The sequence below is a fragment of the Clostridium sp. DJ247 genome (assembly GCF_014231265.1).
The window spans coordinates 42,672-68,812 of sequence record NZ_JABAIW010000015.1 but is presented as its reverse complement, the minus strand read 5'-3'; the positions used below and the strand labels follow the sequence as shown (position 1 = coordinate 68,812).

The window sequence follows — 26,141 nt, the reverse complement described above, 5'->3', positions numbered from 1 at the left end:
TTTTTTTAGATGGCAAGAGTAAAAAGAGCTGTAAACGCTCGTAAATATCATAAAAAAATATTAAAGCTTGCAAAAGGCTACTATGGTGGAAAGAGCAAGTTATTCAAGACTGCTAATGAAACAGTTATAAGAGCATTAAGAAATGCTTACGTAGGAAGAAGATTAAAGAAAAGAGATTTCAGAAAGCTTTGGATAGCAAGAATAAATGCTGCTTCAAGATTAAGTGGACTTTCATATTCAAGATTCATGAATGGAATCAAGAATGCAGGTATTGATATCAATAGAAAAATGCTTTCAGAAATAGCTATAAATGATCCAAAAGCATTCGCTGAATTAGTTGAAGTAGCTAAGAAACAATTGAACGCTTAATATAGATTTCATAAAAAATGCAGCGGCTTAGCTGCATTTTTTCTATTATGTATATTTTAAAATTAGTTCTTATAAATAATTAATTTTAAAATATACATAATATATGATAAATTAATATATTATAGATAAAATGAAACTTGATTATAAGCTACTAAAGTAGAGGAGGCTTTTAGATGCAATTAAGAGTTAACAGGTGGTTTAAAATTAATGAAATTCAAGTGTTAACATTGGGATTTGTTATAATCATCTTAATTGGGGCAGTGTTGCTTTGGCTACCTATATCCTCAAATAATGGACAATATACAAATTTTATAGATTGTATATTTATATCGACCTCAGCAACCTGCGTTACTGGTCTTGTAACCTTAGATACAGGTACTCACTGGAATAGATTTGGACAAATTGTAATCTTATTCCTTATACAAATTGGTGGTCTAGGGTTTATGTCTATATCTACTTTGTTTGCACTAATTATGGGTAGAAGGGTAACACTTAAAGAAAGGTTAGTTATACAGCAAGCACTAAATTCATCTAAATTACAGGGACTTGTAGCACTGTCTAAGTATTTGTTAATATTTACATTTTTAACAGAAGCTATAGGTGCCATACTATTATCAACACAGTTTATTCCGCAGTTTGGTTTGAAAAAAGGTATATTCTACAGTATTTTTCACTCAATATCAGCTTTTTGTAATGCTGGTATAGATATAATTGGTGGATTTAGAAGTTTAACTCCTTATCACGGAAATACCATAATAATAATGACAATAAGTATGCTTATTGTTGTTGGGGGATTAGGTTTTTTTGTTTGGCAAGAGATATATTACTTTAGACAAAGAAAGAGAATATCTTTACATTCTAAAATAGTAATTGTTTCTACAGTATTTTTAATTTTTATAGGAGCAATTTTAATGTTTTTATTCGAAATGAATAATCAGAGTACCATAGGACCTATGTCAATAAAGGATAAAGTGGTATCATCGCTATTTGCTTCTATTGTTCCAAGAACTGCGGGATTCAATTCTATTTCTACTTCAGATATGACTGGAGAGGGAAAGCTCTTAACTATTATATTTATGTTTATAGGAGGATCTCCAGGTTCAACTGCTGGTGGAATAAAGACTACTACTGCAGCGTTGCTTATTATAACAGTTATATCAGTTATAAGAGGTAGAGAGGAAACAGAAATATATGAGAGGAGAATAGGGAAAGATCTTGTATATAGGGCATTAGCTATTACTGTTATGGGAATGGGCATTGTAGTATTAGCAACATTTATATTATGTATCACTGAGGCACAAGATTCTTTAGAATATATACTCTATGAGGTAGTATCAGCTTTTGGAACTGTAGGATTAAGCCTTGGATTAACACCAAATTTAAGTACTTTAGGAAAGATAATCTTATGTTTTATCATGTATTGTGGAAGACTTGGTCCTTTAACAGTAGCTTTGGCTCTTGCAAAAAAGACTGTTCCCAGCTCTATAAGATATCCTGAAGATAAGATTTTAATTGGATAGGAGTTGAACTTTATGGATAACAAACAATTTATTGTAATTGGATTAGGTCGATTTGGAACCGCTGTTGCAAAAACTTTGTATCAGTTAGGTAATGATGTATTAGCGGTGGATACTGATGAAAAAAGGGTTCAGGAAATATCAGAATATGTAACACATGCAGTTCATACAAATGCTACAGATGAGGAAAACTTAAAATCTCTAGGAATAAATAATTTTGATGTAGCAATTATAGGAATAGGTGTAAATATGGAAGATAGTATAATGATAACTCTTCTAGCAAAGGAGTTAGGAGTAAAGTATGTAATTGCTAAGGCTAATACTGAAATTCATGCAAGAATATTATATAAAACAGGAGCGGATAAAGTGGTTTTTCCTGAAAGAGATACAGGTGCACGAGTAGCTCATGATATTGTATCAAGAAGTGTGCTAGACTACATAGAGTTGTCATCAGAATATAGTATTTCAGAAATTATGGCTGATAAAGAATGGCATAACAAAACACTGGGACAATTGGATATGAGAGCAAAGTATGGAATCAATGTAGTAGCAGTTAAGAGAAAAGATAATATAGATATATCGCCTAATTCTGAATATAAAATTCTTAAAGGAGATATAATCGTAGCTATTGGTAAAGATAAGCACATAAATAAATTTGAGACTACAGAAGTGTAAGGATGAGATATAAGTGGAAAGTATTCAAAGTAAGGATAACTCCTTTATTAAAGATATAAAAAAATTAAAAGATAAGAAATATAGAACAGAGAATAATAAGTTTTTGATTGAAGGATTTAGATTTGTTAGTGAGGCTTTGCAGTCTAATTTTAATGTTTCTTTTATTTTTATAAGTGATAAGGCTTTAGATAAGTATGATAACTTTCATATTAAAAATAAACTTCAAAAAAACACACAGGTATATAAAGTAACGGAACAAATACTAAAGGGTATAAGCAGTACTGATACTCCACAAGGGATTGTAGCTGTTGTAGATAACAAAAATATTAAGATAGAAAACAAACAAGGATTTTATGTACTAGTTGACAAAGTGCAAGATCCAGGAAATATGGGCACAATAATAAGAACTGCTCATGCTGCTGGGTCTTTAGGTATTATAGTAACTAAAGGAACTGTGGACATATATAACGAAAAAACACTTAGATCTACTATGGGATCTATATTTCATATTCCAATAATACAAGATGATAACTTAGAAAAACTAGAAGTTCTGAAAACTAATGGATTTAAATTAGTAGTAAGTTCATTAGATACAGAAAATAATTTTTTTGATGTAAATTTAAAAGATAGAGTAATAATAGCTGTTGGAAATGAAGGAAATGGTGTAAGTGAGGAAATTTTTCATAGAGCTGATTATAAGATAAAAATACCTATGCCGGGTGATGCAGAGTCTCTGAATGTATCTATTGCAGCTGCAGTTATGATGTTTGAAGTGGTAAGGCAAAGTACATTATAAATAAACACGTGCGAAATTTAACTTATACTCCGGAATATGCTGCCAAACTTCGGCACGTTAAAAACTTTTAATCAGTCTAAAGCTCGTGTTTTTAAAAATCTAAGAAGCTTTGATAAACTCGTACCTCAAACATATCAAAGCTCCTAAGATTTTTTAAAAACACTTCACTAAGACTGACAAAAAAGTTTTTAAATGTGCCTTCAGTTTTGGCATCATATTCCTACGTATAAGTTAAATTTTCAGTTTTGAACCATAAAGGATATAAAATTATCACAGTTTAACATTGACAATTTAGAATTGTATATGTAAAATTATAAAATGTGAAAGTAAAACTGCATATTGATACTTTGATGGAGAGAGTAAATATATAAGATTTTTGAAGAGAGAGAGGGTCAGGGCTGTAAGCCTTCTTAAAAGTTTGTATGTTGAAGTTCGCTCTGGAGTTCTAGCTGTGAAAGATATAGTAGCGGTTGGCGGGTAAAACCGATAAGTTTGCAAAGAGAATATTACTTAATATTTTAGTAATATTAATTTGGGTGGTAACGCGGATATAAGTTCGTCCCTTGTGAAGGGATGGACTTTTTTGTTTATTAGTATATTAATAGTAGATGAAAGGAGTAAGCAATATGAAAGAAAAACTAGAAGCTATAAAAAATGAAGCTATTGCAGAGTTAGAAAAGATTAAAACTAGCTCCGACATAGAGAATATCAGGGTAAAATATTTAGGAAAAAAAGGTGAGCTAACACAAATATTAAGGGGGATGGGAGCCTTATCTTCTGAAGAAAGACCTGTAGTAGGTAAACTTGCTAACGAAGTAAGAGCTGCTGTAGAAAATGCTATTGAGGAAGCTTCTCAAGATATAAAAAATAAAGAAAAGAAACTACGTCTTGAAAGTGAAGTAATAGATATATCAATGCCAGGTGTAAAGCAAACTTTAGGAAAGAGACACCCACTTGAACAAACATTAGATAAAATGAAAGAAATTTTTATATCTATGGGATTCACAATTGAAGAAGGTCCAGAAGTAGAACTTGATTATTATAATTTTGAAGCATTAAATATACCTAAAAATCATCCGGCTAGAGGAGAGCAAGACACTTTTTATGTAAATGATAGTTTAGTTTTAAGAACTCAAACATCACCTATTCAAATAAGAACTATGGAAAATCAAGAACCTCCAATAAAGATGATTGCTCCAGGAAAAGTTTATCGTTCTGATGCAGTTGATGCTACGCATTCACCAATATTCTATCAGATGGAAGGTTTGGTTGTAGATAAAGGCATAACTTTTGCTGATTTAAAAGGAACTCTGGAGTTATTTGCAAAGAAAATGTTTGGAGATGAACTAAAGACAAAATTTAGACCACACCATTTCCCATTTACTGAGCCTTCAGCAGAAATGGATGCTACTTGTTTCGTATGTAATGGAGAAGGCTGTAGAGTATGTAAGGGTGAAGGTTGGATTGAGCTTTTAGGCTGCGGTATGGTTCATCCTCAGGTTTTAAGAAACTGTGGAATAGATCCAGAAGTATATAGTGGATTTGCTTTTGGATTTGGAGTAGATAGAATGGTTATGCTAAAGTATGGATTAGATGATATCAGACAATTATATGAGAGTGATATGAGATTTTTAAAGCAATTTTAATAATTATATTGCCCGGAAACTTAACTTATACCACCGAATATGTTGCCAAACTTCAGCACGTTAAAAACTTTTAATCAGTCTAAAGTTCGTGTTTTAAGCAGAGAGCCAAAATCTGTGATTTTGTGCGAATCGCTTACTCATCTGACGTTAGGAAGATGAGTTTCCTAATAAAATAAGAACCTTATATAAACTCGTTGCACTCAAACATATATAAGATTCTAAGATTTTCTAAAACACTTCACTAAGACTGATAAAAAAGTTTTTAAATGTGCCTTCAGTTTTGACAACATATTCCTACATATAAGTTAAGTTTCAAGTCTGAAACCTTATAAAAAATTAATTAAGAATAAAATGATTAAAAGTCAAGGAGGAATACCTATGAAGGTTCCAGTTAAATGGTTAAAAGATTATGTTGATATAGATATTGCACCAAAAGAACTAGGAGATAGGTTGACGCTAAGTGGATCTAAAGTTGAGGAAGTTATAACTACTGGTGATGAAATAGAAAATGTTGTTACAGGAAAATTAGTTAAGATAGAACAACATCCTGATGCTGATAAACTTTCTGTTTGTCAAGCTGATATAGGAGAAAAAGAACTTCTACAAATTGTTACAGGTGCTAATAATATGAAAGAACAAGATATTGTACCTGTGGCACTTCATGGCTCAACAATTAATGGTGGAGTGAAGATAAAGAAGGGTAAGCTAAGAGGAGTTGTATCTAATGGAATGTTCTGTTCAGAAGAAGAACTTGGAATAGCAGGAGATGAACCAGTACATGGTCTTATGATACTACCTGAGAATACGCCAATAGGTAAAGATATAAAAGAAGTATTAAACATGACAAGTTCAATAATAGACTTAGAAATAACTTCAAATAGACCAGATTGCTTAAGTGTAATAGGAATAGCAAGAGAAACAGCTGCAACCTTAGATAAAACTTACAAAATGCCACCTTTAGATTTTAAAGTAACATGCAAAGATAATATAAAAGAAGAGTTAAAAGTAGAATTAAAAGACAAACTTTGTAGAAGATATATGGCTAGAGGTATAAAGAATATAAAAATACAACCATCACCTGCATGGATTCAAGATAGATTATTAGAAGCAGGGGTTAGACCTATAAACAATATTGTAGACATAACAAACTTTGTTATGTTAGAGCTTGGTCAACCAATGCATGCTTTTGATGTAAGAGAAATAACTTCAAAAACTATAGTGGTAGAAAGAGCAAAGAATGGAGAGAAATTCACTACTCTAGATGGGACAGAAAGAACTTTAACTTCAGATGCACTTAATATAAAGGATGGAGAGAAAACCATTGGTCTTGCTGGTATAATGGGAGGACTAAATTCGGAAGTAAAAGAAGATACTACATACATAATTTTTGAGTGTGCTAACTTTGATGGTACAAATATAAGAGTTTCTTCTCAAAAGTTAGGGTTAAGAACTGAAGCTTCTTCAAGATTTGAAAAAGATTTAGATCCTAATTTAATTGACATTGCTATGGACAGAGCCTGCCATCTAGCAGAAGAGTTAGGTGTAGGAGAAATCATGGAAGGTACTATAGACATATATCCTGAAAAACTTGAAGCTCATAGTGTAGAAGTAGATTATAATTGGGTAAATAAATTCTTAGGAACAGAACTTTCTAAAGAAGAAATGAAAAATTATTTAGATAGACTGGATTTAACTACTGAATTAAAAGATGACACATTAGTTGTAAAGGTACCTACTTTTAGATGCGATGTAAATATAAAAGAAGATATAGCTGAAGAAATAGCAAGAATATATGGATATGACAAAATTCCCACTACATTAATAAAAAGTGTAAGTACAAGGGGAGGAAAAAATAAGAAACAACATCTAGATGATAAAGTAATAGAGGCTTTGATAGCTAGCGGACTTAATCAGTCTATAAGTTACTCATTTGTCAGCCCTAAGGTATTTGATAAAATACTTTTACCACAGGATAGTAGTTTAAGAAAAGTTGTAACTATTAAAAATCCTTTAGGTGAAGATTATAGCATAATGAGAACTACTACAATTCCATCTATGATGGAGGCTCTTGCTAGAAACTATGCAAGAAACAATGAATATGCAGCCTTATTTGAAATTGGTAAAGTATATTTACCAAATGAGGACACTAATAAGCTTCCAAAGGAAAGAAACCTAGTAACAATAGGTTTATATGGTGATGTTAGTTATTTCCACTTAAAAGGAATTATTGAAAATATATTAGAAACATTAGGAATAGATAAATTCTCATTTAAGAGAGAAAGCGAAAATCCAAGCTTCCATCCAGGAAAAACTGCAGTACTTAATATCAAAAAAGATGAAGTGGGAGTTCTTGGAGAAATGCATCCAGATGTAGCAGATAACTATGGAGTAGAAGAAAGATGCTATATTGCGGAATTGAATTTAGATGTATTGTATAGTTATGCTAATTTAGATAGAAAATATAAAGCTCTTCCTAAATTTCCAGCAGTAACAAGAGATATGGCCATATTAGTAGATGATGAAATACTTGTACAGGATATAGAAGAAATAATGTGGAAGCAGGGTGGAAATATACTAGAAAGTATTAAGTTATTTGACGTTTATAAAGGAGAACAAATACCTTCCGGTAAAAAGAGCATAGCTTATGCTATAGTTTATAGAGCTGAAAATAAGACGTTAAAAGATGAAGATGTAAATAAGGTACATGATAAGATAGTTAGAACACTTGAAAATAGACTTGGAGCACAGCTTAGATAAAGTGAAACTTGAATCAGATGGGGTTTTGATCCCACATGATTCTTAGTTGAACGAATCTAGGGACGTAGCCGCTCTTTACTCCCAGTTAAGCAGAGAGCCAAAATCTGTGATTTTGTGCGAATCGCTTACTCCTCTGAAGAGGAGTTTCCTATAAAGATGGGAGTATTAGAGCGGGTAGTCATCGGATAAAAAATCTATGAGCAGCATGGTGATGCGTAAAATCACTATGCTGCTTTTATAATATACTTTACTAAAATAAAGTATTTAATATATACCAATTTTATGGTAGAATAGTCATATGGAAGCTGAAATAGAGTAATTATCTAAGAGGGTGTTTATATGAATAGAGTAACAGTTAAGATAAATGGTATTGAATACAATCTTAAAGGGGAAGAACACGAAGAATATTTACATAAAGTAGCAGGTTATGTTGATAAAAAGGTAAAAAACATACTTGACAATAATACAATGTTAAGTACTTCCTCAGCAGCTATCCTCTCTGCTGTAAACATAGTAGATGATATGTTTAAAAAACAAATACAATTTGAAGAAACATTGAAGAAAGTTGAACAACTTGAAAAAAGACAAGCCATTTACGAAGAACAGATAGAATCTTTAAAAAACCAGCTTAAACATATGGAAGCATATAACTCAGAGCTTCAAGAGAAGCTAAAAAATAATATAAACATACAGGAACTACAGAAGAAAGAAGAAGAGACTAAAAACTTGCTTAATCAGATGGTAGCAATGAAAGATGAAGCTGAAAGATATATGAGAGAAAACTCAGAACTTAAATCTATAAACAAGGAAATGAAGTTCCAACTTCAATCTGCTAAATATAAAGCAATGGACTTACAGAATAAGCTAATGGAAAATCAGATTAATTTAGCAAAAGAGAGAAAACAAAATAACCCATTCTTAAGGGAGAAAAAGTAGAAAACCGAACTAATTTGAAAGACAAATTAGTTCGGTTTTTGTTGTAGACAAACCTCATCTGATTCAAGTTTTATTTTATGTAGTACTTTACTGTATAGCTGCATAACAATAGTAGTATGATAAAATAATTTCTCTAGGAGGAAATTAAATGATATATTTAGATAATGCTGCTACCTCTTTTCCAAAGCCTAGCGAAGTTTATGATGAAGTTATGCAGTGTATGAAGAATTATGCTGCTAATCCAGGAAGAGCATCTCATGTTATGGCACTGCAAGCCTCATCTAAGATAATGGAGACTCGTCAATGTATAGGTAAGCTATTTAATATTGGAAACCCCCTTAATATCATTTTCACTAGCAATGCTACAGAGGGACTTAATGTAGGAATAAAAGGAGTACTGAAAATTGGAGATCATGTTATAAGTACAAGTATCGAACACAATTCTGTATTAAGACCTTTAAATTATTTATCAAATATAGGAGTTGAAGTTACATTATTAGGAGTAGACCAAAATGGATATATAAATATTGAAGATTTAAAAAAGGAAATTAGAAAGAATACAAAAGCATTTATAATAAACCATGCATCTAACGTGTTAGGTACAGTTCAACATATTAAAGAAATAGGCTATATAGCTAGAAAATTAGGTATATTATTTATAGTAGATGCTTCCCAAAGTGCAGGAAGTATACCTATAGATGTAGAGGAAGATAATATTGATATTTTAGTATTTCCAGGGCATAAGGGATTACTTGGTCCCCAAGGTACAGGCGCAGTGTATATAAGAGATGGTATAGAGTTAAGTGAATTTAAGCAGGGTGGTACTGGTAGTAACTCTAACTCAATGAGCCAGCCAGATTTTTTGCCTGATAAATTTGAAAGCGGCACTTTAAATACACCAGGAATTGCCGGGCTATGTGCTGGATTAAAGTTTATAGAGAAAATAGGTATAAAAAATATACAAAAACATGAAGAAGAACTAATAGGTCACTTAATCACAGATTTAAAAAAATTTAGTTTTGTAAAAATATATGGGGTAGATAACCAAGAAAATAGAAGTGCAGTAGTATCTATAAATATAGAAAATGTAGATAGTTCACAAGTTGGATATTTACTAAATAAAAAAGGTATTGCAGTCAGAACTGGATTTCATTGTGCACCTCTAATTCATAAAATAATAGAGACCTCTAAGACAGGTACTGTTAGAATAAGTCCTGGGTATTTTAATACTCATGAGGATATTAATAATATAGTTAAAGCTATAGAGGAAATAGAGAATAATAAGTAGTCTAAGAAAGAGTATGGATTCGATTTATATGTCTGAGTCCATATTTTTTATAAAATAATATATGAAATAAACATAATATTTAAAAAAAGACTATATATTTAGAATAAAGTTAGTACTCATAAAATGGAGGAGAAGATATGTCTTACAATAAAAAAAGGTATATTGTAAGAGATTCTAAAAATAATTTTTATAAAATATGTATAAATGAAAATAAACTAATATTAGAAAATAATAATATTGGACAACTTGTTTTTAAAGAAAATATATTAGAATATTCAATAGACATAGATAAAAATGATAGAATCCATATAACTTACTTTACTAATAGAGGTGAGTTAAGTTATGCTACTTATTTTAAAAAAGAGTTTGAGGAAAAAAATATACTTTTAGTAAGTGGTGAATACATATTAAAATCGTTAAATATAAAAATTATTAGTTCAAAAGTACACGTATTTTATCAAATTGAAAACCTGCAAAAGAAAAGCAAATTTATATATCATAACTATTTTTGTAAAGGTCGGTGGATAGATACTAAAATATGTGAAATAGATTGTCCTATATATGTATCTGCTTATTGTATAGATTATTATAATAATGATATATATGTTTTTTATCCTACAGATTATGAGCTTGGAGAGTACAATATAAAGAAACTTGATACTAAAAGTAATATATGGGAGAATTTTGATAACAGTATAATTATAAAAGGAGCTACTAATGTAGATTTTTTTATCACACCTAATAATACTGCAATAGTTTGTTTTAATAAACTTATCAAAAGTAATCTTCAAGTTATAGTTGGATACAAAGATTTTAATATATCGAACCCATTATGGAATTTTGATATAAATTTATCTGATAATAATATAAATAATTTTAAGCCAATAGTTTTCTATAGAAAAGATAATATTTATGTAATGTGGAAGCAGGGAAATGGTATTGTATATAAAAAATCTAGTGATATGTTGCACTGGAGTGAGGCATATGTGTTAGATATAAAGTCAGAAGATGTATATAATTCTTTATATTTAAGTAGTAATTTTAAGGATTTAGATTTTAAAATTAATAGTATCTATATAACTTCAACTGAATTTCTATACTCAATGATAGATTTTAAATCAGATTGTTCTTATGAGAGCTTAAGTATAGATGATGCAAACAATAATATTTGTTGTGAAGCAAATGTTTATTTAAATAATGAGTCTATGTCTTCCCAACGAATAAATTATAATAAAATTATTGAAGAGAAAGACGATTATATAACAATGCTTCTTAATCAAATAGTATCAAAAGATGCAACAATAGATTATCTTAATGAAGTAAATTTACATTTAAGAGAGGATATAAACATTCTTAAAAATTTGGTTAACGAGTATGAGGATAAATTACAAAATATTAAAATTGAACAAATTTTAGATAGACAAAAGTGTTCGGAAACTATTTATAAGTTTCAAAATGAAATAAGAGATTTAGAAGAAGAAAAGAATAAATTATCCTTAGATATAAATGGAAAGGTAGAATCTCTGTTGAAAATTATAGAAGAGAAGGAGAATATAATACAAAAATTATATGAGGTATTAAAGAGTAAGATTTAAAAAATAATAAAACTGTGATGCATTGAAAATAGTACATCACAATTTTTGCATTGCTAGCTTATTAAGTTACTTAGATGGTATTGCTAGAATTTGTTCAACATATATAAGATCTGCAGGCGTATCATTATAGTCTTTAGTGTCAATTGTCCATAGTATTGTCCAAGAGTATCCCATAGAACCAACAACATCTAATACAGTAGAGTTATAATCCTTATAGCTTTTGAGCTTACAGTTAGATTATTTAAAAACCCAGTACTAAAATAAGTTGTACTGGGTTAAATTATATCTTTTATCTTCTTTAAAAGTATTTACTGTAGATTATTCTTATATTGTTACAAAGGGGATAAAATTTGTTGTAGCTAGAAATTTATCACAGAAACTCCTAATGTCCTGTGAGTGTACTCTCCAGGTATGCTCTTGTAAATCTTTATGCCTGATACAAACATAATTAAATTTATCAGCAGCAAATATTTTAATTCCCGCCATACCACAATCTATTAAAAATTGAGTGTCTTCACCAAGAGAAAAATTTTTGAATTTTACTTTTTCAAAGACTTCTTTCTTTGCTAAAATAGTACTACCTGTTATAACGTCTACATATTTATATTGATTATAGTGATCTCTAATATATAAAGTATTGTTATCTTCAAAATATACAAATGAAGAAGCCTTACCCACAACCTTAGCATCAGTATATTTAAATGCATTCATAAGATCAAGAAGATAATTAGGTCCATAATAATCGTCATCATCTATTTTAGATATATAATTATACCTTGATTGTTCTATTCCAAAGTTTAAACATTCACCGAGGGTGCAGCTCTCATCTAATTGAAATATTCGCACATCTTTTAGGTTGCTAGCTCTTATTTTATAATCATTTATATCTAAATTATTATTGTTTAAGATAACTATTAATTCTTTATAAGGGTAGCTTAATTTTATATAATTCATAAATATATTATCTATATACTTCAGTTTATTAGTAGAAATAATTACAGAGACTTCTGGCTGAGAAGTTTTGTTACATTTTTCTCTAATCTTTTTTAGCAAAACTCGTTCTTTTGCTATTTGTTCCAGCATACTTTACCTCCAATCAAATTCTCTAATTATGATATATCATATAAAATTTAAAGTTTCTCAGTCACTAAGTTGGTAACAATGGTATCATTGTATCAATGAAATATACTTAATATGATTAAACTAAAATTTGCATGAATTACTGCCATATTTTAGTTTAATATATTCATATAAATACTTATTGTGATAAAAAGTAAAGTTAACAATTTAAAAGATCATCCCATATACTAGATTAGTGTAAGTTTAAATATCAAATATAAAAAGGAGCAAATATGAGAGATGCATTTAAAACAAAAAGTTCAATAGATGTTTCTGTAGTTATCCCATGTAAAAATGAGATAACTACTTTGAAATCAACAGTAAATTCTATAATAGAATCTACTAATGATCTAAATTATGAAATTATTATAGTAGATGATGCTTCAGAAGATCTAAGTACAGAGTTTTTAAAATATGATTTAAACAGAGAAATTTATAAAGATATTATATTAGTAAAAACGAATAACTTGGGTGTTGCAGGATCAAGAAATGCTGGCGCTAAAGCTTCCAAGGGAAAGTACTTATTTTTTTGTGATGCTCATATAAAAGTACCAGATCGATGGCTGAATAACTTAGTGAATACATTAAAAGAGGCAGATGCTGATATAGTTGCTCCTTGTATTGTTAATATGTCAGATATTTCAGCAGCAGGTTATGGTATGACATGGGATGAGCAACTTAAACCTATATGGTTAGTGAATCGGCCTAATGGAGTAGTTGAAATTCCTTTTGTCAGTGGATGTACTTTTGGAATAACTAATGAACTATTTAAAAAAGTGAATGGCTTTGATCACTTTTTTCAAGTTTATGGCAGTGAAGATTTTGAAATATGCCTTAAAGCCTGGCTTTACGGTTATAGAGTTGTACTCAATCCACACGTTAAAGTGCAACATCTTTTCAAAACAGTACATTCATATAGAATAAATACATCTAATGTTATCTTTAATATACTATGTCTTGCGTATTCACACTTTGGAAAAGAACGTCTTTCTAAAACTATTAATATTTTAAAAAATGAATACTCTTTTTCTACTGCAGCGTCAGATATAAAGTTAAATTCAGAATTAATATTAAAGCAAAGGGAAAAGTATTTTAATGAGCGTATATATAATGATGATTTTTTCTTTAAAAAATTTAATATTCCTTTCTAAATTATTTAGAAAGGAATATTATATAATTTTTAAGTCTATAATTCTTAGAATTATAGACTTTATTTTTCACAGTTATCCAATAAAGCCTAACTATATGTTATACAAATCATTCTAATTTAATGCATTTTGATGAATCATTGTTTTAATAAAGATAGCAAATTTATAAGTTAATCATATACTGAATTAGTATAGAGTAAAAATATGAAGAGGAGAATGTGATCCTATGAGAAAGATCAATGAAATTTTGAACTCTAATAATTTATTTAGACAAAAAATAGAAACTGATACTAATAAAATGGAAGAAAATCGATTTCTAAAAGAAACAAAAGCTGAATCTAAAACAATAGATTCAATTGATGTTTCTGTTATTATTCCTTGTAAGAACGAAGTAACTACATTGAAAGAAACAGTGGACTCTATAATGAAGTCTGACAACTCTCTCAGCTTTGAAATCATAGTAGTAGATGATGGTTCCACAGATTTAAGTATTGAATTTTTGTTATCAAATCTAGACAAAGATGTTTACAAGGATGTTGTTTTAGTAAGAACCAACAATATAGGAGCTGCACAGGCAAGAAACTCTGGTGCAAGAATTGCTAAGGGAAAATACCTATTTTTTTGTGATGCCCACGTAAAGGTGCCAGATAGATGGTTAGATGATTTGGTAAGTACATTAAAAAGTTTTGGTGGACACTTAGTTGCACCTTGCATAACAGATATGTTTAATGTTGCAGCAGCTGGATACGGTCAGACTTGGGATGACCATCTTAAAATTACTTGGTTAACCAACAAGCCTAAAGATATTGTTGAAATTCCTATTGCATGTGGATGTGCTTTCGGTATTACCAAAGAGGCATTTGAAAAGGTAAATGGATTTGATAACTTTTTTCAGGTATGGGGTAAAGAAGATGAGGAACTATGTTTTAAGGCATGGTCTTATGGTTACAAAATCTTAGTTAACCCAGAGGTAAAAGTACAACATCTTTTTAGAGCTAGTCATCCATATAAAGTTACTGCCGCTAATGTCACTTATAATATGTTATGTCTTGCATATTCTCATTTTGGAAGGAAACGTATATATAATACAATCCAAATTGCAAAAAATGATTTGTTTTTTTCTACTGCAGTAGAAAATATAAAATCAAATTCGGATTTAATCTTTAAGCAAAGGGAAAAGTATCTTAGAGAACGTATATATAATGACGATTTTTTCTTTGATAAATTTTCTATTTCATTTTAATTTAATATTAAATTTTAAACTAATATTTATATTGATGTGTAAAAGTTTGTATAGCATACAAGAATGTATTCAAAATATTGAATTATACAAAGCTATTAAATAAAAAAACTATGTATAGGAAAAACCATACATAGTTTTGAGAGCAAGGGAATGAAGTTTTCATTCCCTAACTCAACATACTTTACAATATCTATTGTATACATTCTTCACAGGTAAATGTAAGGGTTCCGGTAATTTGCCATACTTGTTGACGGCCGCCGCAAGCTGTATCTATCTTGGTAGCACTTAAATTCATGATATTAAACTTAATCTTATCTGCATCAGGTAAACCGCAACATACAATATTTTTTTTGCATAAACATACGAAATCTGTGCAACATACAAAACTTCGATTTCCGCATCTATCCATAACACCTAAACTTAGAAATACTTCAGCGCAGCCGTTTATTTTTGCTTTGTCTAATGTTATTACACAGTTACCAATGGTAAAGTTAAATTTACCATCAGGTTCAACAGTCAAATCCTTTGGTACTACAGCAGCATGCACTTGATTAGTTAAAACTGTAAGATCCTTCGGGAAAGCAACTACACAACAAAATGATTGAGTAGGACATGGTGTAGGTGTTGGTGTAGGTGTAGGTGTTGGCGTAGGTGTAGGTGTTGGTGTTGGCGTAGGTGTAGGTGTAGGTGTTGGTGTTGGCGTAGGTGTAGGCGTTATACCAACAGGATCATCATCGCAATCTGCAACAGGAATATTAATTAAATTAAGTAGTTCTTCTTTTTCATCATCACTTAAATCAGCAGATATTTGTTCCTTAGTTAAATTACCCATTTCCATCATTATTTCTTGAATATCTTTCATTTATTACCCCCCTTTATAAAAGGATATTTTTTTTTCTACAATAATATTTTATGTAAAGAAGTAGAAAGTGTTACAGTAAAAAAATTTTTGTTATAATATTTAGACTGTTAATCATATTTTATATAAAGAATAATTCTTCAGAGAGGAATATGGAAGTTGTGTTAAATGAAAGAGATTATTATGTTATAAAACAGTCCAATGGTGTTATATGGAACTTTACTTATGAAGAGGATAAGGGAATCATATATAGATATCTAAAGGAAGGAAAATGGTGTGATAACCACGTACTTACGGATAAGGGGAATAAAAATTTTTCAGCGGCTTTATTTCCAAACGATAACATATGTATTTTATATCAAGATGCGAAGGGACATATAAACTTAAGTAATTATGATGGAAATGAATGGCGTGAACAACAAATTCTTAAAAATGAAAAGAGTGAAATCTTTCATATATGTTTCAAAGCAGTAGTTTTCGAAAAACAAATTCATGTTGTTTATAGCATTCTGGATAAAACAACAGGTATTACAACACTTTTTCATCAAACTCTTGATGAAAAAAATAATCTATCTAGCCCAATGAAAATAAATATAATTAAATTTCACTATCAAATTCCTTTTAACCTTTACTCTATAGGTAACGAAGAATTATGCATCATGTATCAGAATTTAACATATAATCATCAACTTGGTTATAAAGTATTTAGTAAGGATACCAATAATTGGTCAAATTTTTATTTAGTAGATATTAGCGAATATCCTTTCAAGGATTATTCTATACTTATGCTTAAAGGTAAAATTTATACCTCATATATAAAGAGTGAAGAAAACATAAATAGTTTAATTCATGCATATGGCAATAACAGCAATCTTAAATACAATAAACTATGTGAAGGTATTAATATAGATTCATGTTCACTTTCTATATTGTTTAATCAAGTGTGGTGTTTCTGGATACAAGATAATAGATTATATAGCAGTTTTTCAATGGATAACGGTAATAACTTTGTTAACCCTCCTCACTGTAAACCATTGACATCATCAAGTATAACTAAGTCTATATATAGATCTAATTATGATAAAGATATAAAATACCTAGTTGCTAATGAAGTATATGTTATAAATGAAAATTGTTTAGAGTATTTAATCATTTCCAAAATTTATTCTAACATTACTGGTAGCGAAAATAATAACTATGGTTCGTCCTATATAATATATTTCATAGATAAACTTTGTGAAAAAGTTTCACTTTATGAAATAATGCTTAAGCAGAAAGAGCAATTTATTACTCAAATAAAAAACATGCATGGAGAACAAGAAATAAAATCTCTATCTTATGAAAGAAAATTAAAAGAGATAAATGAATTATATGCTAAATTTAGAGAAGGAAAAGAAATGTTAAATAAAAACATAGATTTCCTTCAAAAAAGTTTGATTGATAGGGAAAAAAAAATTAATGATATAGAAAACATCAACATAGAAAAAGAAAATGAAATTTACTATCTTAGAAATGAAATTAAAAGCTTAAAAGAGCAAATAGAAGGGTTAAATTTACAGCTAACTTTAGCTAACTCAAAAATGAACAAATCTCTCTTTAGACGAATATTTAGTAATAAATAAAAGTTCTTGAATATACATTTTAGGAACTATACACTTTAACGGTCTATTACTCATAGTATATACTAAATAAGATCATAGCTCTACAAAATTATACTTAGTTATTTTGTATGTAGTACCTGTATGAATTTAGGGGTGATATTATGAGTCATAGAGAGAACAGCTATATTATAGTTTTTGAGTCATATAATCAAGCTATTCTTTTATACAATGAGCTTTTAAAAAAAGGTTGTAGTGTAGAATTAGTTTCAACACCATGTAGTATTTCTAAGGGATGTAGTCAATCAATAATATTTAGATCAAGAGATAGTAAAGAAATTATAAAAGAGTCGAAAAATAATAAGATTATAATTAAAGGTATCTATAGAATAATTCACAATGATGGTATTCACGCTTATATTCATATTTAAAAAAGAATTTAAATAGTAGAGAAGTGGTGAATTTAAATTATATAATATAAGATTATTATTATGAAAAGTGCATAATAACAAGTGTTTGAAAGCAATGTAAAAATAGAAGTAGTATATGTACTATTTAAGTATATAAATCAGGTAGCCTGAACTAGAGGGGTGCCTGATTTTTTGTACTCAAAGATAAATTAATAAAAAATAATGATATAAGTCAATAGTAAAATAGAAGGCAATTAAAATGAGTTTACAAACAATAAAAGAAATAACGGTTACCTTTAATATATTCTCTCATATAATGCAGTGAAAAGATTTAAGGGGGGAACTTTATGAAGGTTTTTGCTTTATGTAGCACAGATTTAATATATACTTTACCTTTAGGATTTAAGGAAGCTGGGCATGAGGTTATGAAATCAGGTCCAATTTCAGAAGATAAAATCACAAGACAAATTAAACAATTTAAACCGGACTTAATTATAAGTATGGGGTGGAATGCGGATCAATTTCTAGAACCACAATTAATAACTAGAAGAGTAGTAGAAGCTTCAGGAATACCTCATGTTTATTGGTCTATTGAAGATCCTTCTTTTACAGAAGAGTTTTGTATACCTTTTATGGAAAGAGTTAAACCAGATTTTGTATTTAGTATTTGTCCTGAAACAGTAGAGCAATATAAAAGAATGGGAATTAAATGTGCTCATTTAGATTTTGGATACAGTGATTTAATACATCATCCTGTTCCAAAAAAAGAGGATTATAAGTATTATATATCTGTAGTTGCGAACCTTTATCCTAAAGGACTTTTTAACAATGAAAAATTTAAAAGATACGATTCCATTGAAACACTAATACTTCCTTTATTAAAAGAAAACATTAGAATAGATTTCTGGGGAAGAGATTGGGTACAATCAAAGATTTTTTTAGGGTATGATATACCTAAAAAATGGATTCATGGATATTTACCTTATTTAGAAACAAATGACGTTTATAATTCATCACTTATTAATATTGGATTACAAAATACGGATCATTTACTCACTATAAGGACGTATGAGATTTTAGCCGCAGGAGGTTTTCTTTTAACCAAAGCTACAACTAGAGTAAAAAATTCTTTTAAGTTAGGTGAACAATTAGTAGCATCATCTTCGCCGGAGGAAACTTTAAAACTTGTTAAATATTATTTGAGTCACCCTGAAGAACGTAGAAAAATAGCTATGCAAGCACCTACTGCTACAGTAGGGAGGACTTACAAGGAAAGAGCTGAATATGCAATCGAAGTATTACGCAGAGAAGGGATACTAAAAAATGCAATTTATTAAGATTTTAAGGAGGAGCACAATGAAAGTTTTTGTTTTATGTAGTACTGATTGGATATACACGTTGCCATTAGGTTTTAAAGAAGCTGGACATGAAGTAAGGAAATCAGGGGTAATTTCGGAAGAAGGAATTACAAATCAAATAGCTCGTTTCAAACCAGATTTTATTCTAAGTCTTGGATGGACTGAAGATCAAAGCATAGAAAGACAATTAGCAGCTAGAAGAGTGGTAGAGAAGTTTGGAATACCACATGTTTATTGGAATGTTGAAGATCCAGCATATACTTTGAGATTTTCATTACCCTTTATAGAAAGAGTTAAACCAGATTTTATATTTACTATTTGTCCTAAAACCGTAGAACAGTATAAAGCAATGGGAATTAAATCTGCTTATATGGATTTTGGATATAGTGAAACAGTTCATAAATCTGTAATGCCACGAGAAGAATATAAGCATTCTATAGCCATAGTTGCTAATGCTTATCCTGAACTATTACAGATTTATCCAAAACACTATAGAAACCAATCAATTAAAACACTTATAACCCCATTATTAAAAGAAAATATAAGAATAGATTTTTGGGGAGATGAATGGGACAAGTCAGAAGTTTTATTGGGCCACAGTATTCCAAAAGAATGGATTCATGGAAAGTTGCCCTATATAGAAGCTAATAAAGTATATAGTTCATGTGATATTATGATTGGACCACAAAACTATACCAATATGGTAACTCAAAGAACTTATGAAATTTTAGCTTCAGGAGGAGTTCTTTTAACATCTGATACAGACGGAGTAAGGGCATTATTTAAACCAGGTGAACACTTAATAACCTCATCTTCTCCAGAAGAAACAGTGAGATTGGTTAAGCATTATCTAAGTAATAAAGACCACCGTAGAAAAATAGCTTTACAAGCTCCAGGCGCTGTATTAGGGAACAGTTATAGAGAAAGAGCAGAATATATGATTGGTGTATTGAATAGAGAAGGAATATTAAAAAAGTATAGTTAGTTAATAAAAAAGAGCGTCTATAGCTTAATACTGAAAAGATGCTCTTTAAATTATTTTTGTAAGAATAATTGCACTAAACAGTATAGTGCAGAATAAAGTAGTATAGAACAGAGATACCTATACTAGTTAACAATACAAAGATTTAATAAGTTTAGTTCTAGGAGGTGATTCTTTGGAAGAAAATTTGCCTTTAGTGAGTATTTTAATTCCTGCATATAATCAAGTACACTACTTAGAAAAGGCATTAATAAGTGTCTTGAGTCAAACTTATACTAATATAGAAATAATTATATGTGATGATAGTACTAATAATAAGGTAGAAAAGCTAATAAAGAATTATATTCAACACAATAAGAATATAAAATATTATAATAATGGAGGTCCTTTAGGTGAAAAGGGTGCATTAAATATGCAAAGGTGCTTTGATGTTAGCCGTGGAGAATATATTAATTATTTAATGCATGATGATTTATTTTTCCCAAATAAAATAAAAAGTATGTTGAAATATTTGATTAGTAATGAAGATGTTACTTTAGTTACATCGCATAAAAGATTTATAAATGAAAATGGTGAGTTTTTTGATGATACAAAACCACTTTTAGATAAGAATTGCAAAATAAATGGAGAAAATTTAGGATTATATGTACTTAATAGTATGACAAATGTAATTGGAGAACCAACTACAGTAATGTTTAGAAAAAAGGATATCGATGATAAAATTCTTGATTATAAAGGATGGAGCGCAAGAGGATTTGGGGATATAGCAATATGGTTAAAACTTTTGAGTAAAGGACATGCTGTATACATTAGAGAGCCTTTAAGTTGTTTTAGATTACATTATGAGCAGAATACTTATGATCCTATAATTGAACTCTGGGGTGTTATAGATTGGTATTATTTTACAACTAATTCATATTTAAATAAGAGTTTTATAAAAACCAAAAAGCAATATTTAATTATTCTTGAAAAATGGTTTAATAAATATATATCAAAAATAAAACTTGCACAAAATTATTCGAAAAGTGAAGATGAAGATTTATATAAAGTAAAAAAAGATTTATATTGTTGTTACAATGAAGCCATAAAAACTTTATTAAAGTTATAAATAATATTAAAAAGGTCGGGTGTATGTGATGAAAACCGTAATGTATACCTTTGATGAAATATTTGATAACAGGGGAGTACTGGTAGCTATAGAACAAATAAAAAATATCCCTTTTGACATAAGAAGAATTTATTATATGTATAATGTGGATAAAAATATAAGCAGGGGATTTCATGCTCATAAGACACTTGAACAGGTGCTTATATGTATTAATGGAAGATGCAAAATTTTATTAGATAACGGTAGAGAAAAAGAAACCTTGGTTTTAGATAAAAAAAACTTAGGTTTACACATTGGTCCGGGTATTTGGAGAGAAATGTTTCAGTTTTCAAAGGATGCTATTTTATTAGTATTGGCATCAGATTATTATGATGAAAATGATTATATAAGAAATTATGAGGAGTTTCTAAAATTTGTATGTAAGCAAGGTGAAAAAATTTGAAAATTTTATTTAATAACTTTGAACCAATGCATAAAGAAATAGAGGATGAAATTTATAGTGAGTTTAAGAAAGTATATAAAAATAATTATTTTATACTAGGGGAAGAAGTTAAAAAATTTGAGGAAAATTTTTTAAAATTTTGTGGAGTTAAATATTGTATTAGCTGTGGAAATGGGTTAGATGCGTTATATTTGATTTTAAGAGGCTATAATATTGGAGTTGGAGATGAGGTTATAGTTCCTTGCAATACGTATATAGCAACGGCATTAGCAGTTTCTTATACTGGTGCAAAACCTGTATTGGTTGAACCTGATATAAAAACCTATAATATAGATTCCAGTGTTATAGAAAGTTATATAACTAAAAAAACAAAAGCCATAATACCTGTTCACCTATATGGTCAACCAGCAGAAATGGATACAATATTAGTTTTAGCTAAAAAATATAATCTTAAGATTATTGAAGATTGTGCTCAGGCTCATGGAGCAGAGTTTAATAAAATAAAAGTTGGAAGTTTGGGAAATGCAGCGGGTTTTAGTTTTTATCCAGGAAAAAATCTAGGTGCTTTAGGAGATGGGGGAGCTGTAGTGACAGAGGATGAGAGCTTGGCACTTAAGGTTAAATCTATTAGGGATTATGGTTCTTATGGAAAGTACTATAATAAGTATAAAGGAATCAACTCTAGATTAGATGAAATTCAAGCAGCCTTTTTATCTATAAAATTAAAGTACATTAATAAATGGAATGAATATAGAAGATATATTGCTCAAATGTATTTGGGAGGCATAGACAATAAAAAAATTGTAAAACCATATATTACTGCAAATACTAATCCAGTATGGCACATATTTGCAATAATGTGTGAAGATAGAGATAGATTAAAAAAATACCTTGAAGAGAAATCTATTAATACGTTAATTCATTATCCTATACCTATACATTTACAAGAAGCTTATAAGGATTTAGGATATAGGAGAGATTCATTCCCAATAGGTGAAAAAATAGCTTCTCAGGTTCTTAGTTTACCTATATGGTATGGAATGAAAAAAAATGAAATTGAGTATGTAATAGATGCTATAAACAAATTTTAATATATAGATACCAATAACTTAAATTTAGCTTATACTACAGAAGATGCTGCGAAACTTGGGCACATTAAAAACTTTTAATCAGTCTAAAGTTGGTGTTTTTGAAAATCTAAAAATTTTTGATAAACTTGTACCTCAGTACGGACCAACTTATTAATTACTATTGATAAGTTGGTCGTTGAAAGCCTCTAAGATTTTCAAAAATACTTCACTAAGACTGATAAAAAAGTTTTTAAATGTGCTATCAGTTTTGGAATCATATTCCTACGTATAAATTAAATTTAAGTTGAGGTTATCTATACATTGTAATTTATTGATAGAAATTTTCCCGCTGGTTCCAAGGATATGCACTCTTATAAATCATAGCATTACAGGGTATTTTTTCTAATTCGCATATTTTTTTTGCAGGCTGTCCACCATATAAATAACCTGATTTTAAGTTCTTACTTACAAGGCTTCCAGAGGAAACAACTACATTTTCTTCTATTTCTATTGCGGGTATACATGTAGTTCCAGCACCTATAACTGAGTTGTCACCAATAGTAATTCCTTTATCGCATAAACCACAAGGGGGATGAATATCTGTAGAAGTAGTTACATTAGAAAATATCCATACGTTATTACCAATTTTGGATTTATCAGTTATAAGAACGTGGGTGTGAATCTTACTGTTTGCACCAATAGTAACATTATTTGCAATTGTACTATATGTGCCTACGGAACAGTTATCGTCTATTATAACATCTTCTCTTATTACTGTAAAATGTCCTGTGTTAAAACCAATTCCTAGGTTTGCACCTGAATAAATCACACTATAAGAACGAATTAAGCTATTTTCTCCTATAACTGCTTTAGGATTAGTATAGCATTGATTTTTATAATACTCTTTTTGATATTCTCCTATAATACAATTATCACCTATAAATGAACCTTTTTTAATAACAACATTTTCTTTTATAATTACATTATTACCTAGGGTTACGCCATCCTCTATTATGGCACTATTATCAATAATACAGTTAGCACCTTTTTTTATCAATGATATCACCTACTAAATTATTTTAATATAATTAGGATATTCCATTTTGTTGTTATTTATATCAAATAAATAATAGTTATCTTCACCTTTAGTAAATCCGAGATTCTTATAAAAATCTTTAATTGATTGGTTTTTCTTAGTAGGAATATATTCTCCAATTAATTTTTTTATATTGTTCTCCTTTGCTTTATTATAAATAAAGGCCATAAATGCATTTTCTATGGTTCTTCCCATAACTCTACAGCTTAATAGAAAAGTATCTATATACAGTGTATATTTATCTATACTATTTAAAATACAAAAACCTGTAATACCATTATCTCCAAATTTATCAATTACTCTTATATAATATAGTTTATACTCTTTATTCTGGAGCATTTCTTTTATATCTTTTTCAGAATATCTTTTTGTAGTTAGATTAAATTGATTTGTTTTTTGAGTAAGCTGAGCAATTCTTGGTACAGAAAAGTCATCAACTTCTTTTATTTCAACTTTCATTTTTAAGCTTTTATAATAATCATCTAGATTACTATAACTATTTTTTAAGGTCATTCTTTCCGCTTGTGCTTTATAAATATCAGTTTTGTGAAAATCTTCTTCTGTTAAACTAATTGTATTGAAGTAATTTAAATTATAAATTAGATCTGGGTACTCCAGAGGGTTTTTAGGAAGTGTTATAACTGTAACTTCCGGTATTTTTTGTTTTATAAGCTCACATTCTATTGGGCTATCATCAATAAATACCAAACTATCTAGTCCAATGTTTAACTCTTGTGAAATAGCATTTATATTAGAATATTTATTGTCCCAGTTGGCTTTAATGCAAGCAAAATCTTCTTTTTTCAATACCATATCAGGATGTTTTTTTAAAACTTCATCTACATCTTCAGAGTTGTTTTTACTACATATAGCTAAAAGAACACCTCTATTCTTTAGATTTAACAGTTGCTGTTGAAAATCCTTATAGCATTTTCCAGGATATGATTCTCCAAGTTTAATTCCATCTAAGCCATCTTCTCCTATAACGCCGCCCCATAGGGTGTTATCTAAATCTAATATAATACATTTCTTTTTGAATCCATAAATAGCTTTTATATACTTTACATATTCATTAGATAAAGATATATAAAACTCATATTTATAAGGATTTTTAGCTATATACCACATCTTTTTGTCCTCAGTATTTAATTTGCCAATTAGGTTTGAAATATTATCTGCATCAACTAAATATACTCCTGTATACTTATTAACTAAGTTAACTAGTTCATAGTTAACTTTTCTTAAAAAATTAATTTGTCCATTTATATTTTGAAAGTCATAGAGACTTGTGTAGTTATTATAAGGTAATACAAAATTATGAAGAATTATATTACAATTAGAAATACTTTTTATTTTTTCGATCATACTTCCAAATTCATTTATTATATAACTTGTAATTTGTGATAAGTTATTTTTTATACCTAAAAAATTATTAAATAGTTCAGGATAAAACTCCTCTAGTCTTATAGCAATAATAATTATATCAGGATTAAATTTATATAAATTACTATTGGTATTGAATATTTCTTGATGATATTGATTATATTCTCCTATAAAAAAGTTACCATATATGTTTTCTTTGTATAATTGTACTTTTAATATAGGGATAATTGTATCAATAGTAAAGGATCTAAGAATACCAACATTAATTTTTTTAAAATCGCTATTAATAGAGTTAGTATCAATATAATTACTTTTAGTTACGTAGTCTAAATATTTAATATTTTCATTCATGAACCTCACCTGTTTCTAAAAATTCCACAATAGTATCATTTTTTAAATATACGAAAATTACCATTTTATTATTAAAGGCAGGTGCTATTATTTTGTTAGTAAAAACTATGCCTAGTTTATTCTTTCTAAATTCTTTTATATAGTTATCTATATCTTCAACTTCATAACAAATATGATGATATCCACATTTAGAGTTAAAAACAGTAGATTTTTCATTAATAGGCTGTATTAGTTCTATTTTTTCACCAGTTAATACATTTTTTAGAAAAACTAACTTATTATTTTGTATATTGTCTATAATTATATCTGTAATTAATATATAACCCATTTTTTTATATAAAACTAAGCTCTTTTCCATATTTTTTATTACAATTCCAATATGATTAAGTTTCATT

The 26,141-nt window shown here is 28.9% G+C and carries 23 protein-coding genes and 1 other annotated feature; of the genes, 18 read left to right on the top strand and 5 right to left on the bottom strand.

The genetic code is table 11. The features are described 5' to 3' along the window. Window positions 1-9: 9 nt before the first annotated feature. The 9 genes from rplT (at window position 10) to HGI79_RS08150 (ending at window position 11,579) form a co-directional block, all read left to right on the top strand. On the top strand, window positions 10-369 hold the full coding sequence (rplT, locus tag HGI79_RS08190; protein WP_185650233.1) for a 50S ribosomal protein L20: 360 nt from the start codon (window positions 10-12) through the stop codon (window positions 367-369). Window positions 370-542: 173 nt separating this feature from the next. Then, window positions 543-1,889, top strand: coding sequence for a TrkH family potassium uptake protein (locus HGI79_RS08185; protein WP_185650232.1), 1,347 nt, complete (start codon window positions 543-545; stop codon window positions 1,887-1,889). 12 nt (window positions 1,890-1,901) lie between these two features. Further along, entirely contained in the window at window positions 1,902-2,561 is a 660-nt protein-coding gene (locus HGI79_RS08180; protein ID WP_185650231.1) for a TrkA family potassium uptake protein, read from the top strand. A 13-nt stretch (window positions 2,562-2,574) separates the two neighbouring features. Continuing rightward, a complete protein-coding gene (locus HGI79_RS08175) occupies window positions 2,575-3,357 on the top strand; it encodes an RNA methyltransferase (protein WP_185650230.1) in 783 nt (260 codons plus the stop codon). 338 nt (window positions 3,358-3,695) lie between these two features. Further along, window positions 3,696-3,924, top strand: a binding site (T-box leader). A 59-nt stretch (window positions 3,925-3,983) separates the two neighbouring features. Further along, the gene (pheS, locus tag HGI79_RS08170) at window positions 3,984-5,003 is read left to right on the top strand and encodes a phenylalanine--tRNA ligase subunit alpha (RefSeq protein WP_185650229.1); all 1,020 of its coding nucleotides are present in this window, start codon (window positions 3,984-3,986) and stop codon (window positions 5,001-5,003) included. A gap of 378 nt (window positions 5,004-5,381) precedes the next feature. Then, complete coding sequence (gene pheT, locus HGI79_RS08165) at window positions 5,382-7,760, top strand: phenylalanine--tRNA ligase subunit beta (RefSeq protein ID WP_185650228.1); 2,379 nt, start codon at window positions 5,382-5,384, stop codon at window positions 7,758-7,760. A 339-nt stretch (window positions 7,761-8,099) separates the two neighbouring features. Continuing rightward, on the top strand, window positions 8,100-8,696 hold the full coding sequence (zapA, locus tag HGI79_RS08160; RefSeq protein WP_185650227.1) for a cell division protein ZapA: 597 nt from the start codon (window positions 8,100-8,102) through the stop codon (window positions 8,694-8,696). A 148-nt stretch (window positions 8,697-8,844) separates the two neighbouring features. Beyond that, window positions 8,845-9,984, top strand: coding sequence for an aminotransferase class V-fold PLP-dependent enzyme (locus HGI79_RS08155; protein WP_185650226.1), 1,140 nt, complete (start codon window positions 8,845-8,847; stop codon window positions 9,982-9,984). Between the two features lie 137 nt (window positions 9,985-10,121). Then, the gene (locus HGI79_RS08150) at window positions 10,122-11,579 is read left to right on the top strand and encodes a hypothetical protein (RefSeq protein WP_185650225.1); all 1,458 of its coding nucleotides are present in this window, start codon (window positions 10,122-10,124) and stop codon (window positions 11,577-11,579) included. Between the two features lie 324 nt (window positions 11,580-11,903). Here HGI79_RS08150 and HGI79_RS08145 read toward each other — a convergent pair whose 3' ends face one another. Further along, window positions 11,904-12,662: a glycosyltransferase family 2 protein gene (locus HGI79_RS08145; protein WP_185650224.1), complete on the bottom strand. Its 759-nt coding sequence runs from the start codon at window positions 12,660-12,662 to the stop codon at window positions 11,904-11,906. A 269-nt stretch (window positions 12,663-12,931) separates the two neighbouring features. On the opposite strand from HGI79_RS08145, the gene HGI79_RS08140 reads away from it, so the two are divergent. Continuing rightward, a complete protein-coding gene (locus tag HGI79_RS08140; RefSeq protein ID WP_185650223.1) occupies window positions 12,932-13,849 on the top strand; it encodes a glycosyltransferase in 918 nt (305 codons plus the stop codon). A 223-nt stretch (window positions 13,850-14,072) separates the two neighbouring features. Beyond that, a complete protein-coding gene (locus HGI79_RS08135; protein WP_185650222.1) occupies window positions 14,073-15,089 on the top strand; it encodes a glycosyltransferase family 2 protein in 1,017 nt (338 codons plus the stop codon). Between the two features lie 190 nt (window positions 15,090-15,279). Here HGI79_RS08135 and HGI79_RS08130 read toward each other — a convergent pair whose 3' ends face one another. Further along, the gene (locus tag HGI79_RS08130; protein WP_185650221.1) at window positions 15,280-15,951 is read right to left on the bottom strand and encodes a hypothetical protein; all 672 of its coding nucleotides are present in this window, start codon (window positions 15,949-15,951) and stop codon (window positions 15,280-15,282) included. Between the two features lie 149 nt (window positions 15,952-16,100). On the opposite strand from HGI79_RS08130, the gene HGI79_RS08125 reads away from it, so the two are divergent. From HGI79_RS08125 to HGI79_RS08095, 7 genes are all read left to right on the top strand, one after another. Beyond that, window positions 16,101-17,570 (top strand): hypothetical protein, encoded by a 1,470-nt coding sequence (locus tag HGI79_RS08125; protein ID WP_185650220.1) that lies wholly within the window; start codon window positions 16,101-16,103, stop codon window positions 17,568-17,570. 140 nt (window positions 17,571-17,710) lie between these two features. Further along, window positions 17,711-17,977 (top strand): DUF3343 domain-containing protein, encoded by a 267-nt coding sequence (locus HGI79_RS08120; protein WP_185650219.1) that lies wholly within the window; start codon window positions 17,711-17,713, stop codon window positions 17,975-17,977. Between the two features lie 326 nt (window positions 17,978-18,303). Then, a complete protein-coding gene (locus HGI79_RS08115; protein ID WP_185650218.1) occupies window positions 18,304-19,293 on the top strand; it encodes a glycosyltransferase in 990 nt (329 codons plus the stop codon). Between the two features lie 19 nt (window positions 19,294-19,312). Beyond that, the gene (locus tag HGI79_RS08110) at window positions 19,313-20,299 is read left to right on the top strand and encodes a glycosyltransferase (protein ID WP_185650217.1); all 987 of its coding nucleotides are present in this window, start codon (window positions 19,313-19,315) and stop codon (window positions 20,297-20,299) included. A gap of 172 nt (window positions 20,300-20,471) precedes the next feature. Then, window positions 20,472-21,404 (top strand): glycosyltransferase, encoded by a 933-nt coding sequence (locus tag HGI79_RS08105; protein ID WP_185650216.1) that lies wholly within the window; start codon window positions 20,472-20,474, stop codon window positions 21,402-21,404. 28 nt (window positions 21,405-21,432) lie between these two features. After that, complete coding sequence (locus tag HGI79_RS08100) at window positions 21,433-21,846, top strand: FdtA/QdtA family cupin domain-containing protein (RefSeq protein WP_185650214.1); 414 nt, start codon at window positions 21,433-21,435, stop codon at window positions 21,844-21,846. Beyond that, a complete protein-coding gene (locus HGI79_RS08095) occupies window positions 21,843-22,937 on the top strand; it encodes a DegT/DnrJ/EryC1/StrS aminotransferase family protein (protein ID WP_185650211.1) in 1,095 nt (364 codons plus the stop codon). The genes HGI79_RS08100 and HGI79_RS08095 overlap by 4 nt, the downstream gene beginning before the upstream one ends. Before the next feature lie 307 nt (window positions 22,938-23,244). Here the strand turns inward: HGI79_RS08095 and HGI79_RS08090 are convergent, their stop codons facing one another. The 3 genes from HGI79_RS08090 to HGI79_RS08080 are packed head-to-tail and all read right to left on the bottom strand — an operon-like array spanning window position 23,245 to window position 26,140. Beyond that, a complete protein-coding gene (locus HGI79_RS08090; RefSeq protein WP_185650209.1) occupies window positions 23,245-23,973 on the bottom strand; it encodes a DapH/DapD/GlmU-related protein in 729 nt (242 codons plus the stop codon). 12 nt (window positions 23,974-23,985) lie between these two features. Further along, on the bottom strand, window positions 23,986-25,746 hold the full coding sequence (locus tag HGI79_RS08085; protein WP_185650208.1) for an HAD family hydrolase: 1,761 nt from the start codon (window positions 25,744-25,746) through the stop codon (window positions 23,986-23,988). After that, a complete protein-coding gene (locus HGI79_RS08080) occupies window positions 25,739-26,140 on the bottom strand; it encodes a VOC family protein (RefSeq protein ID WP_185650206.1) in 402 nt (133 codons plus the stop codon). The genes HGI79_RS08085 and HGI79_RS08080 overlap by 8 nt, the downstream gene beginning before the upstream one ends. Between the last annotated feature and the right edge of the window lies 1 nt (window position 26,141).